At 37.9% G+C, this 12,655-nt stretch carries 11 protein-coding genes and 1 pseudogene; 2 read left to right on the top strand and 10 right to left on the bottom strand.

The features are described 5' to 3' along the window. Positions 1-79: 79 nt before the first annotated feature. Entirely contained in the window at positions 80-1,309 is a 1,230-nt protein-coding gene (istA, locus tag ATZ99_RS04775; protein ID WP_068748102.1) for an IS21 family transposase, read from the top strand. Next, positions 1,306-2,076: an IS21-like element helper ATPase IstB gene (gene istB / locus ATZ99_RS04770; protein ID WP_068748101.1), complete on the top strand. Its 771-nt coding sequence runs from the start codon at positions 1,306-1,308 to the stop codon at positions 2,074-2,076. The genes istA and istB overlap by 4 nt, the downstream gene beginning before the upstream one ends. 75 nt (positions 2,077-2,151) lie before the next feature. On the opposite strand, the pseudogene ATZ99_RS04765 reads toward istB, so the two are convergent. The 10 genes and pseudogenes from ATZ99_RS04765 to ATZ99_RS04720 form a co-directional block, all read right to left on the bottom strand. Further along, positions 2,152-2,673 (bottom strand): annotated as a pseudogene (locus tag ATZ99_RS04765) (methylaspartate ammonia-lyase); the annotation flags it as partial. Between the two features lie 31 nt (positions 2,674-2,704). Continuing rightward, positions 2,705-4,156: a methylaspartate mutase subunit E gene (locus ATZ99_RS04760; protein WP_068748100.1), complete on the bottom strand. Its 1,452-nt coding sequence runs from the start codon at positions 4,154-4,156 to the stop codon at positions 2,705-2,707. Between the two features lie 12 nt (positions 4,157-4,168). After that, positions 4,169-5,557 carry a methylaspartate mutase accessory protein GlmL gene (gene glmL, locus ATZ99_RS04755; RefSeq protein WP_068748099.1) on the bottom strand — a complete coding sequence of 463 codons (1,389 nt, stop codon included), beginning with the start codon at positions 5,555-5,557 and terminating at the stop codon, positions 4,169-4,171. Between the two features lie 8 nt (positions 5,558-5,565). After that, positions 5,566-5,979, bottom strand: coding sequence for a methylaspartate mutase subunit S (gene glmS, locus ATZ99_RS04750; protein ID WP_068748098.1), 414 nt, complete (start codon positions 5,977-5,979; stop codon positions 5,566-5,568). A 294-nt stretch (positions 5,980-6,273) separates the two neighbouring features. Beyond that, positions 6,274-7,752 (bottom strand): stage IV sporulation protein A, encoded by a 1,479-nt coding sequence (gene spoIVA, locus ATZ99_RS04745; RefSeq protein ID WP_068748097.1) that lies wholly within the window; start codon positions 7,750-7,752, stop codon positions 6,274-6,276. Positions 7,753-8,013: 261 nt separating this feature from the next. Further along, positions 8,014-9,009 carry an NAD(P)H-dependent glycerol-3-phosphate dehydrogenase gene (locus ATZ99_RS04740; protein ID WP_068748096.1) on the bottom strand — a complete coding sequence of 332 codons (996 nt, stop codon included), beginning with the start codon at positions 9,007-9,009 and terminating at the stop codon, positions 8,014-8,016. A gap of 19 nt (positions 9,010-9,028) precedes the next feature. Next, a complete protein-coding gene (gene der, locus ATZ99_RS04735) occupies positions 9,029-10,351 on the bottom strand; it encodes a ribosome biogenesis GTPase Der (RefSeq protein ID WP_068748095.1) in 1,323 nt (440 codons plus the stop codon). Then, positions 10,330-11,664 (bottom strand): DUF512 domain-containing protein, encoded by a 1,335-nt coding sequence (locus ATZ99_RS04730; protein ID WP_068748094.1) that lies wholly within the window; start codon positions 11,662-11,664, stop codon positions 10,330-10,332. Before ATZ99_RS04730 ends, der begins: the two co-directional genes overlap by 22 nt. Before the next feature lie 57 nt (positions 11,665-11,721). Beyond that, a complete protein-coding gene (locus ATZ99_RS04725; RefSeq protein ID WP_068748093.1) occupies positions 11,722-12,195 on the bottom strand; it encodes a DUF3189 family protein in 474 nt (157 codons plus the stop codon). 14 nt (positions 12,196-12,209) lie between these two features. Continuing rightward, positions 12,210-12,647, bottom strand: coding sequence for a DUF3189 family protein (locus ATZ99_RS04720; RefSeq protein WP_068748092.1), 438 nt, complete (start codon positions 12,645-12,647; stop codon positions 12,210-12,212). Positions 12,648-12,655 lie beyond the last annotated feature (8 nt).

Below are 12,655 nucleotides of genomic sequence, written 5' to 3'. Positions count from 1 at the left end.
CCCAGGAGCAACGAAAAGGAATTGACCCACCCCCTGGCGAAATATCCCTCTGATACCAACACAGAACGGAGGGAAATAAGTGCTAGGGAGTGGATCTATTATCATGTTACACGAACTAAAAGCAAAGGGCAAGAGCATTCGTGCAATAGCACGAGAAGCCGGCCTTTCAAGAAATACAGTGAGGAAATATCTCAGAGCGCAAGGAATTCCTGAAAGGAAGCCTCATCCAAAAAGAGGCTCAAAACTTGACCCATACAAGGATACCATTCAGGAGCTCATGAATCTCGGTATATTCAATTGCGAAGTCATCTATGAAAGGATAAAAGAAAAAGGCTATACCGGCGGACGCACTATCTTGAGGGACTATGTAAGACAATTCAGGCCTCCAAAAAAGGCCCCTGCCGTATGCCGCTATGAAACCAAGCCCGGCCAGCAGGCTCAAGTCGACTGGGGTGAATACACATACATTGACGAGGAAACCGGCGAAACACGTAAGCTTTATCTTTTCGTCATGGTGCTGGGATATTCAAGAGCCATATATGTGGAATTCACAAACCGGTGCGATGTCAATACTTTTATCCGCTGCCTCATACACGGATTCGAATACTTCGGCGGAGTAACCGACGTATTGCTCACCGACAGGATGAAAACCGTAATAATCGGCACTGATGAAAACAAAAAACCTGTATGGAACTCCATTTTTGAAGACCTTGCTGCGACGCTCGGCTTTACCCCTAGAGTTTGCAAAGCACGGCGCCCTCAGACCAAAGGCAAAGTTGAAAGCGGGATAGACTTTGTCAAAAGTAACTTTCTGCCGGGCAGGAAATTCACAGACTATGGCGACTTGAACCGGCAGGCTATAGTGTGGTGCGAAAATAAAAACAGAAGGATACACGGCACTACCGGGGAAAGGCCCATTGATCGCTTGAAGGAAGAAAAACTCAAACCCCTCCCCAATTATGACAGATACCAGAAGTTTATGGAAGAAGTGAGGAAAGTCCATAAAGATGGCCTTTTAAGCTTCGGCGGTGTAAGGTATGGCGTTCCCTGGCAGTATAGCGGAAAAGAGGTGGTTGTAAGGGATAAACACGGTAAAATTGAAATCCTCTATGATGGGAAGGTGATAGCAACCCACGAAAAGCAATACCGCTCAAGGGCCACGGTTTATGCCAAAAACCAGTATACCGGGCTAAAAGAAGCCGAAGGTATGCTCTATCCTAACCCGCGTGCATACAAGGTCTCTTCTCTGGAAGTTGAAAAGCGTTCTTTAGGGGTTTATGAAAGCCTGCTGGGGGTGGGCACAATATGATAGAGCTTGAAAAAGCAAAATCCAACCTTGAAGAACTGGGGCTTTTAAACGCAGCGGTTTTCATCGATGCTATTCTTGAAAGAGCTCAACACGCGAACGCGACGTATATTGAGTTCTTAAACGGCCTGCTCGAAGCTGAACTTAGCGAAAGACAAAGGCGGAACATCGAAGTGAGGTCGAAACTTGCCCGGCTTCCGTATAGAAAGACCCTGAGTGAATTTGACTTTACGTTCCAACCCAGTATTGATGAAAAGTTGATAAGAGAACTTGCAACAATGGCTTTTGTCTACAGAGCGGAAAACGTGATATTTCTTGGCCCACCCGGAGTAGGGAAGACACACCTTGCAGTAGGCCTTGCAATAGAAGCCCTGTCTCAGGGTATGTCGGTATATTTTACACGCCTTTCACGGCTAATTGAAGACCTCAAGAAGGCCAACAAGGAGAACCGTTTGGAAAAGAGGATGAGGATTTACACTGGGCCTAAACTTCTAATTATCGACGAAGTAGGCTATTTACCGCTTGATAATCTTGGGGCTAACCTCTTCTTCCAGTTGATAAGTGCCCGGTATGAAAGGGGGAGTATCATACTCACCAGCAACAAAGGTTTTGGAGAATGGGGAGAGCTTATGGGAGATACCGTGCTTGCAACTGCAGTATTAGATAGGCTGTTACACCATGCCCATATAATCAACATTCGGGGCAACAGCTATCGCCTGAAAGACAGGTTAAAGACAGGATTGTATGGTAACCCACATAACAATGCTTAATTTCTTAATTAAAAGAGGCCAGGGTGGGTCAATTTTAAGCCGTTGAAAATGGGTCAATTTAAACCCGCTATTGACACCGGATTGTGTAAAAATAGGAATCTTTTTAAATTCAACGCCAGTATTATATTCATCTCTTATTACTTCCGCCATAGTAACCTTTCTTGCCTTTGCAACTGCATCTAATATAGCCTGAGTTACCCCGTATCTTATTGCAGTATGGAGCCTTTTCCCAGCTATTTCCATATTGTCTATTTCTTGGGCCATTTCTTTAAAGGTTGTTATTTCCCTTCCTATAAGCTTTGGTGAAATGTATTTTTCAATAACTGGAATAAACTCTTCAGCTAAAAACAGAGGGTCTCTTCCACCTGCACCTGAGTATTGAACAGCTGCACAATCACCAAAGGCAATTTGACCATCTTCTAATATAAGCATAATAGAAATAGACTCTCCAGCCATTCTTATGGTCTTAAATCCTTCAGTTACAGGCTCTCCTATGTAAACAAATCCATCGTGAAAAGCACCCTTTTTTATAGCCCTTTGGTCATCAAAGAAAAATCCCGTCCTTCCTGCTGATATTAACACATCTACAATTTTCATAAAAATCCCCAACCTCTCTCACAATGTTTAATTAATAATTTGGCCTTCCTACTAAGAATCCCTTCCCGACAGCATTAATATCATCCACCACCATTTGGAATCCTATTTTCCTCTTTTCATACCTTGCCCTTTCCTCTAAAAGGCTTCTATGAAAATCCTTGATTTCCTTTGTAAATGGGAGGTTTCCAAATTCAAGGATTCTAACTGCACCATTGTTGTCCCTTGCAGGAAGTACTTTACCTGCATTGAACTTGCTTGGCGCAAAGGGAATGTCTAAAATTCCCATTTCAAAGGCCTTTACAACCCCTACAGCAAGATCGCCTTTCCCAACCTCAAACACCTTATCAAGTATGCACTTTGTTTCCATTTTAATAAGTTTGATTTCTTCCTCTAATTCCTTTGGCATAGGGAGCCTCTGACCTCTTAATAAGTTTAACGTCTGCTTTGTTGCCTTAATTCCAGCTGCATTAGCTTCTTTGGTTGGAATTCCAACAGCTTCATGAGGAGTCTTTACTATAACCTTTGTAGCTCCTGCGAGGGCTGCTGTTGCTGAACCCCATGAAATAACTCCAAAGGCCTTTGCCTCATCCTGTGGGAATCCTCCCATCCATTGATGGAATACAGTTGTAAGCTCTACATCATATCCGTATTCTTTAAAGTATTCATTAGCCTGCTCCTCTAAAGCCTTCATTGCTGCGACATCCTGAATTAAATTTCCACACTGTCCATATCCTAAGGTGATATTCTTAACACCCTGTTCCGCGGCAAGTAATCCTTCTATTATAGCAATTGCATTTGATATACTGGGTGGAACTAAGGTTCCTGTTAATGGTCCAAAAGGCTCTCTATTTAAAGAAATTCCCATCTCTTCATAAAGTCCAACTAATCTATCGCAGTACTGCCAATCAAGTATTGACTTTTCGAGGCTCACGTTCTTTGCATAAGGAATATTGTATGAAATTGCACCGCCTTCGTTTGAAGTCCACCCTGCTGCATGTATTATTTCAGATAAAAGCCTTGCGTCCGGTGTTCCATGCCTTGCTTGAAGTGGAAGGTCAATCGCCTCAAAGACCTTTCTACATCCTTCAACACCGTGGTTTACCGCAGGAAATCCATTTAGCATCGAACGGCCGGCCTTTCTACTCTCTTCAAGCCCTATTTCACATTCTTTATATCTATTTTGTCTTGTGTAGCTGTCAATAGTTGTCGGCAATAGGTCTGCTTCCCCTTCATCTTGAAGATATTTTAAGAGGTTTATATGATCCTCTATCAATGCAACACCTGCCCTTGGCTGTGCTAAAGTTATTCCTTGTTCCTTAGCCTTTTTTAGCTTAAAAGGAAAACTTTTATGCTCTGGCACTTTCCTTAAATATTCTGCAGCCTCCTCTAAATTCACTCCTTTTCCCGTTGGCCACTGGTTTAATACTTCTTCTCTTGCCTTAAAAAACTCATCTTCAGTCCACTTCTTATTTTTAAGTTCCACATTATTCCCCCCTTAAACCCTTACTATATACTTTTTAATAATCCTTAAAGCCTTATCCGGATACTTTTCAGCTAATAATCCCATAGCAGACAATATATACTCTCTATCCACTAAAATTTCAGGATTTACTGGCTTTAAATAATTCGGAAAAGCAGGATTGAATTTCCCCGTTGAAAGTATTTTTTTAGGGTTCTTACTATGGACTATAACTCCTCCTGTTCCAATCAAATATTTCACATTCAAAAGATCCTTCCCTACCTGAGAGTAAATTGTCCCCAAAGGAGTATATAAGCACTCGATTGTTCCCACATGCCTTTCCATAACAATTTCTGTTGCTACCATTCCAAGACTTTCATCAAATTCCAAATCTTCCTCATTCTTAGGGACAAAACTTATATTGGATTGAAGAAATTTACATCTTTCTTCAATATCGTATTTGCTATTAGGTATGAACTTACTAATTCTTTTAATTCCTGCAGTCTCCAAAAGGGATACTGCGCTAACCCTCATACCAAGGTCTCCTTCAACCGTTCTTTTTGCGTAGGGTTCCGGAAGTCCTTTTAAAGTTACTCCGGCCTTAGAAGGCTCTCCACTTGCTATAGAATGAACGTCTGTAGTTGCCCCTCCAATGTCAACAACAATAAGCTCTCCTATCCCTTCTTCTTTATCTGTTCCATCGGCGAGTATCTTTGCAGCCTTTAATACTGCTGCAGGAGTTGGCATCAATATGCCGTTAATAAACTTTTCTGCCCTTTTCATCCCTTTGGCTTCGACTATTTTTTCCATGAAAATTTCTCTTATAACTTTCCTCGCAGGTTCTACGTTTATTTGGTTAAGCTTTGGCATAACGTTCTCGGTAATCTTATAATAAATATTGTATTTATTGAATATATCACTTATCTCATCCTGCGCATTTTTATTCCCAGCAACAACTATTGGAACATTTTTTATATATTTTGCTATAAGTTTTGCGTTATGGATAATACAGTCCTTGTTACCACCATCCGTCCCACCTGCGAGAAGAATTATATCTGGCTTTTTATCTATGATCTCCTCAATCTCAAAATTTGTAAGTTCGAAGCTATATACGTCAAGAATTCTCGCACCGGCACCAAGGGCAGCCCTTTTTGCAGCCTCAGCTGTTAATTCAGGCACTAATCCAATAGCTACCATCTTTAGTCCACCTGCAGCAGAAGAACAGGCCAATTTTTCCACAAAGTTTACCTTATTTAAATTTATCTTTTCCTTTAACTTTTCAAAGGCATTTTCAAATCCTATCATTATATCTGTTTGAACTGTTGTTAAGTCCTTTGCCGTTGCAAGTATTTCCTCATTTTCTAAATCAACTGCGGTAAGTTTTGTGTACGTGCTTCCAAAATCTATCAAAAGTGCTGCATCCATGATACCACCTAATCCTCTATCCCTAAATCTCTTTTGAGATCTCTTATACCTATCTCCGGAGATGTTCCGGGTGGATAAACCCTGTTAAAGCCCATCCCTTTAAACCTTTTTTCAACATCACTCCAATCTTGTTTTCCAACCACAAGATTTCCACCTATATAAAGTAAAATATTTTTAAGCCCTGCTTCATCGCACTTTTCCCTTAAACCTCTACAGTCTATTTCCCCATGGCCGTAGAGGGACGAAACCAATATTGCATCCGCGTTTGTTTCAATAGTAGCATTAATAAATTCCTCTTGTGAACACATAACTCCTATGTTTACAACATTAAATCCTGCTTCTGAAAGAGCTCTTTCAAGAATCTTATTCCCTACAGCATGGCAGTCAGCTCCAATAACACCTAAAACAACAGTTTTTTGCATATAATTGCCTCCTTTCCAGTAATAATAAAAAATTTTAATTAATTCATTTTTTAAATTGTTTAATTTTCTTTAGTCTTTATAGTATATACCATAGCTTTTTTAGAATTATTGGATAAAGTATATTGTATACAAGAATTTAATTTTTTATATAAACAGAAAAGCAATTCTTGTATTATTATTTACATTTTTTTTTATTTTAATATAAAATACAAATAAATTTTTTGTCAATCCCTAAAAAACAAAAATATAAGGTTGGCTTACCACCAACCTGTAAGAATCTTAAATTTTTTTGATTTACAAAATAATACATATGATGCTCCCACTTCCTTCATTGACGATTCTCTGCAAAGTTTCCTGAAGCTTTACTTGAGCTGCTTCGGGCATATGTTGTAGTTTGTTCTGTATTCCCTCCCTAACGAGCTCCTGTAAAGATTTGCCAAAAATATTTGTCTGCCATATTTTTTCAGGGCTTCTTTCAAACTCGCTCATTAAATAATTTAACAGTTCTTCACTCTGTTTTTCCGTACCTATTAAAGGAGAAACTTCAGTCTGAATATCGGCTCTTATCATATGAATTGAAGGAGCCACCGCCCTTAATCTTACTCCGAAGCGGAATCCCTGTCTTATAATTTCCGGTTCTTCCAGGGTTAGCTCATCTAATTGCGGTGGAACAATACCGTAACCTACCCGTTTTACATCATCCAAAGCTTTTGCAACTTTGTCATACTCTTTCTTAGCTTTTGAAAATTCTTTTAATGTTTTAATTAAACTATGATCGTTCGTCACTTCAACGCCGGAAATTTCACTCAGTACCTTATAAAAGAGCCTATCGGGTGTGGACATTTCGATATCCGCTTTTCCTGTTCCCGGATTTAGTTCTTTCACTCTGACGCTTTCTATCAAATCACAGGCTTTGAAAGATTCCAATACCTTTTCTACATCCCTCAGGCGATAGATATTCTTAACATTTTCCCGGATGGTCTCTTCAATATTTTTCTTTAACCAGTGCTCTTTTTCAAGGGCATCCACCCATCTTGGCATCTTAATATTGATTTCCATTACTGGGAACTCATAAAGAGTCTTTTCAAGAATTTCATAAATATCTTCTTGTCTTAGGTTTTGACAGTCGTACAAAAGAACCGGTACATCGTATTTTTCCTCCAGTATCTCCCTCAGCTCCTTTGATAATTCATCTTCGGGCTTTGCTGAATTCAAAACCACCACGAAGGGTTTTCCGATATTTTTCATTTCCTTTATAACCCTTTCTTCTGCCTGAACGTAATTATCCCTCGGAATATCCGTGATTGAACCATCGGTAGTAACCACAATGCCTATTGTAGAATGCTCTTCAATTACCTTTCGAGTCCCGATTTCTGCTGCCTCCTGAAAGGGTATTTCCTTCTCATACCAGGGCGTACTCACCATCCGAGGTCCATTTTCATCTTCATAACCCAGGGCTCCTCTTACGGTAAAACCGACATTATCCACAAGTCTTACTCTTAATTTAATGTTATCCTTTATAGTAATTTCCACGGCCTGACTTGGAATAAACTTCGGCTCTGCTGTTGTTATTGTCCTTCCCGCACCGCTTTGTGGCAGTTCGTCTTTTGCCCTCAGCTTTGCATTTGGATCATCGATATTTGGAAGCACCAAGAGTTCCATAAACTTTTTTACAAAAGTTGATTTTCCGGCCCTCACCGGACCTACTACCCCGATGTAAATATCTCCCTTAGTTCGTTCAGCAATATCCCTGAAAAGATCAAAATTTTCCATCATCTCCCCTCCTTGGCCTAAGATTTACTTTGAACGAAGAATTCCCATTCATTTATCACTAATATATATATGGACACCTTTTGGGGAATATTACAAAAGATTGCTAAAAAGTTAAGGGGTATTTGCATGGGTATTTGGAGCCTTCATAACCTTTTTGGTATGAAAAAAGGAAGCTGGAGAGAAAAAGCTTTTAACACATAAAAAATTTTGTTTAAAAAATTTTTACCGGGGTTATTTATTAAACCCCGGTAATTTAAATTATTAATATACTTCTATTTTCCCCCGCCTTGCCATTAAATCATCTACAGCTTTTTTGGGGTCTTTATCCTCGAATAATACTTTATAAGCCTCCTGAGTTATCGGCATTTCCACGTCATATAGATCCGAAAGCTTTTTTGCAGCTTTTGTAGCATATATTCCTTCAATCACCATTTTTGTAGATTTAACAATCTCATCAACTTTTTTGCCCTTTCCAATCTCAATTCCCGCTCTTCTGTTCCTGCTATGCATGCTGCTGCAGGTAACAATTACATCACCAATACCAGATAGTCCGGAAAAAGTGGAGTTTTTAGCCCCAAGCTTTTTCCCCAACCGCATTATTTCAATAATGCCCCTGGTAATTAAAGCTGCCCGCGTATTATCTCCATACCCCAGACCTTCCGAAACTCCGGAACAAATGGCTATAATGTTTTTTAAAGCTCCTCCCAACTCTACTCCTATTACGTCATAGTTTCGATAGACTCTAAAGTAATTATTAATAAAAACCTCCTGTAAGACTTTCAAAACCCTTTTATCTTTGGAAGCTACTACAACAGCAGTGGGATATCTTCTTATTACTTCTTCCGCATGACTTGGACCAGAAATAACTGCAATTTGAGAATTTTGGGGTATTTCCTCTTTTATTACTTCAGACATGCGCATAAGGCTTTCGTTCTCTATGCCCTTAGAAGCATTTAGAATAATAGTATCATTTTTAATATATTTTTTTGCTTCCCTTAGAATGGACCGCAGGGCCTGAGAGGGTGTGGCAAGAATCACTATTTCCGAATTTTTTACAGCATATTCTAAATCATGCGTAACCACAATACTCGAATTTATTTTGGCACCAGGCAGATATTCCCTATTTTCTTTTATTTGGTTTATCTCTTCGGCTAATTCTCTCCTTCTTGCCCATAAAATTACCTCATGTTTATTATCGGAAACTACATTTGAAAGAGCCGTTCCCCAGCTTCCCGCACCCAGAATTGAAATTCTCATCTTAGATTCTCCTTAGAATTTATTTTTTCTTTTCCTTCTTTTTTATTTTGAAAAAGATAGGAGTGCCCTCAAAACCAAATTTTTCTCTTAATTTGTTCTCCAAATAGCGCTGATAAGAAAAATGCAGGATTTCGGGATCGTTTACAAGAAAACTAAAGGTAGGGGGTTTTATACCTATTTGCTCAGCATCGTAAATTTTCAATCGTTTCCCTTTAATTACCGGAGGAGGTACTATTGTCATAGCTTCATCCAAAAGTTCTCTCAGTATCTTTTTTTCTACTCTAAAGGTATAGTAATTCATTACAAATTCTATCAGCTCCAAAATTTTTGGCACCCTTTTCTTCGTAAGCGCCGAAACAAAAACAACAGGTGCATACTCAGCAAATTTAAATTCTTCTTTTATTTCTTCAGTGTATTTATTCATAGTTTTGTCGTCTTTTTCCACCGCATCCCATTTATTTACCACAATTATCATTGCTTTACCTTCTTCATGGGCAAGTCCTGCAATCTTCTTGTCCTGTTCCGCTATTTTTGAAGTGGCATCTATCACCATTAAAACCACATCAGACCTTTCTATAGCACCAATAGCCCTTAAATTACTGTAAAATTCTATGTCCTCCTTAACCCTGCTTTTCCTTCTCAAACCGGCCGTATCTATCAATACCATTTTCTTCCCCTGATATTCAAACAAAGTATCGATAGCATCCCGTGTGGTCCCGGGAATGTCGCTAACAATTACCCTTTCTTCTCCTAAAATTGAATTAACAAGAGAAGACTTACCCACATTGGGTCTACCCACCACCGCTATTTTAATTACATCTTCGTCGTATTCTGCAATCTCCTCGTCCGGAATATATCCTACAATCCTATCAAGTAAATCACCAATATTTACACCATGAGCGGCAGAAATCAATATAGGATCCCCAAAACCTAATTTATAATACTCGAATGCAGTTTCCGATTGGGTTTCAAAATTATCTACTTTGTTTACTACTAAAATAACCGGTTTTTTACTTTTCCTTAAAATCTGGGCCACATCCTCATCAATTGGGGTCAATCCTTCCTTCCCATCCACAAGAAATACTATTACATCGGTGCTCTCCAAAGCCAATTCCACCTGGTGAAGAACTTTTGAAAAAATTATATCTTCATTTCCCGGCTCTATTCCGCCCGTATCTACCAATGTAAATTTTTTATCTCTCCACTCCACCTGCCCGTAAATTCGATCCCTTGTCACACCTGGTTTATCATCAACAATGGAGACTCTTTTCCCGATTATTCTGTTAAATAAGGTAGATTTTCCTACATTTGGCCTTCCTATTATGGTTGCTGTAAATCCCATGTTTTTCCCCCCAATCTAATATTTATTATGCTGTTGAGGAGGGCCTTGCCGTTGACAGGAACTACTTTAAAAGGTGTATTTAGATTTCTTGATACCTGTTCTACGGTTACATCATCAAGAAACTTACCTTCATTTACCATAACTGAAGGAATTAGCACTTCATCACCCAAATCCTCATCTTTCAGCTGTGAGATAATATCCATTCCTGCTATTAGTCCTGCCACGGTGACCGATTCACCAAAAAAGTTGTTTTTTACAGCTTTTATTTCCAATCTTAAATTTTCTATGTTTTTCATAAAAGCCAGTTCATTTTTTAAAATTTTGTATGCAGAACATCCCGTTACAATTGTAACATGCCTCTTTTTAAGCAGTTTCCCGGGTAGCTTGTTCTTATGACAACTAATCTGATGCCGTAATAATGAAACCATACCGACTCCATTTTCCCACTGAGCAAAATCTTCATAAGTTTTATAGTGAGGAAAGTTTAAGCTCGCTTTTTCATAAAACTCATCGGCCGCAAAAACAAGCCTTTTACCAAATTTTCTCAAATTATCTTTCTGATAATTTTGAACAAGTTTGATCACCTCAAGAGCTTCCATTGATGTAAAATCCCTTAATGGAAATAAATTTTCCCTGAATCGGGTAAGCCCGACCGGTACAACGGCTATCGAAAGAATTGCGGGGTAAAGTTCCGTAAGGTCCTCTATAGTTTTTTTAAGCACTTCTTTATCATTTATGCCCGGACAAACAACAATTTGAGTGTGAAAATTAATCCCATTCTCTTTAAATTCTTCCAAACATTCAAGAATATTTAAACCATTTTCAACTCCCAGCAAAAAATTTCTTATTTTTACATCCGTTGCATGAACAGAGATATAAAGGGGGCTTAAATGCATATCGTATATTTTTTTCTTGTCTTGAAGAGTTAGATTTGTAAGGGTGATGTAAGTGCCTTTAAGAAAAGATAAACGATAATCATCATCTTTCACATAAAGTGAGGAACGTAAACCCTTTGGCATTTGATCAACAAAGCAAAATATACACTTATTTTTACAGACCTTTATTGTATCAATAATGGGATTTTTGAATTCGATTCCCAGATCCTCATCAAAATCCTTTTCAATATATACCTTTTTTTCCCCTTCTTTTGTCTTAAGCAGTATTTCAACTTTTTCTTCAGTGGAGTAAAACTTGTAATCCAGAATATCTTCAATAGGTTTACCATTAATAGAACAAATTTCGTCTCCTATATTTATTCCTGCTTTTTTCGCCAAACTATTTTCTTTTATATAATAAACCTTTGCCTTTCCCAATTTTTATCCCCTTTTACCCAGAAACTTTACAAACTTTATTATTAATTAAATTAACCTTCAAGTCAAGAAATTAATTTCATTGAATTTTTTTTTAACTTCTTTTACCAGATCGACAAAATCAAAATACCTTTCCTGAATACCTTTTATAGTCAACGGTCTTCCAGGAAAAACGAGCCCGAGTCTTCGGGATAAAATCCCACCAATTTTTGTCTTTAAATTTACCAGTTGTAAGGTGCCAACCATATATATTTGGTTATGATCAATCCCGCACTCTTTTAGATAGGAAATTATAATTTTCTTTATCAATTCTCTTTCATTGGTCATGCCTATGATAAAAATTTCATTTTCGAATTCATCCTTACCCATAAAAAAAGGGGTGCCTATTTCATTATTTTTTGTTTTATCGTAATAGGGTAATTTTATAAATTCTTTATACTCCGGTATTCTATCCATCGGAAGATATCCTGTATGAATGGCAGCTGCCACTACCGAAGAATGAGCACTTCCATAACAATAGTAAAATATTTTCATTAAACATCACCATATTATTCTCTAATTTTTAATATTAACTTTTTCAATTCTGTAAAATTTTTCTTTATTCCGTAAATGATAAGTTTTTGTCCAATGCTTTTACAATTCATTTTTTTACAAAAAAATTCGCCTGCTTTAATATAAATATTTTTATAATTAGATAAATCTATAAAATATAAATTATCTTTTCCGATATCGTAAATCTCAGAAATTCCTTTTAAAGCCCTTTCCACAATTTTACCGGATTTTTTTACTCCCAAAATATAAACCTTTCTACCCTTTTTATCGGTTCCAAAAAAAATGAGCCTCCCCTGTTCTTTACAATTTCTATCGCAAAACTCCTGTAAATTTATTAATTTATCATAATTGTACTCAATAATAAGTCCTAAATGAATGGAAGCAGCTACTACAGAAATGTAGCTGCCCCAGTAATCAGCATATATTACTTTCATAAAGTCCA

The sequence above is a fragment of the Thermovenabulum gondwanense genome (assembly GCF_001601575.1).
GTDB classification, from domain to species: Bacteria; Bacillota; Thermosediminibacteria; order Thermosediminibacterales; family Thermosediminibacteraceae; genus Thermovenabulum; species Thermovenabulum gondwanense.
Note: the sequence above shows the minus strand (reverse complement) of the source record. Positions and strands in the feature narration are given on the sequence as shown.

Excerpts from the sequence above, each read along its gene's own strand:
- istB (WP_068748101.1), top strand. The coding sequence starts at position 1,306 with ATGATAGAGCTTGAAAAAGCAAAATCCAACCTTGAAGAACTGGGGCTT.
- glmL (WP_068748099.1), bottom strand. The coding sequence starts at position 5,557 with ATGGATGCAGCACTTTTGATAGATTTTGGAAGCACGTACACAAAACTT.
- glmS (WP_068748098.1), bottom strand. The coding sequence starts at position 5,979 with ATGCAAAAAACTGTTGTTTTAGGTGTTATTGGAGCTGACTGCCATGCT.
- spoIVA (WP_068748097.1), bottom strand. The coding sequence starts at position 7,752 with ATGGAAAATTTTGATCTTTTCAGGGATATTGCTGAACGAACTAAGGGA.
- ATZ99_RS04740 (WP_068748096.1), bottom strand. The coding sequence starts at position 9,009 with ATGAGAATTTCAATTCTGGGTGCGGGAAGCTGGGGAACGGCTCTTTCA.
- der (WP_068748095.1), bottom strand. The coding sequence starts at position 10,351 with ATGGGATTTACAGCAACCATAATAGGAAGGCCAAATGTAGGAAAATCT.
- ATZ99_RS04725 (WP_068748093.1), bottom strand. The coding sequence starts at position 12,195 with ATGAAAATATTTTACTATTGTTATGGAAGTGCTCATTCTTCGGTAGTG.
- ATZ99_RS04720 (WP_068748092.1), bottom strand. The coding sequence starts at position 12,647 with ATGAAAGTAATATATGCTGATTACTGGGGCAGCTACATTTCTGTAGTA.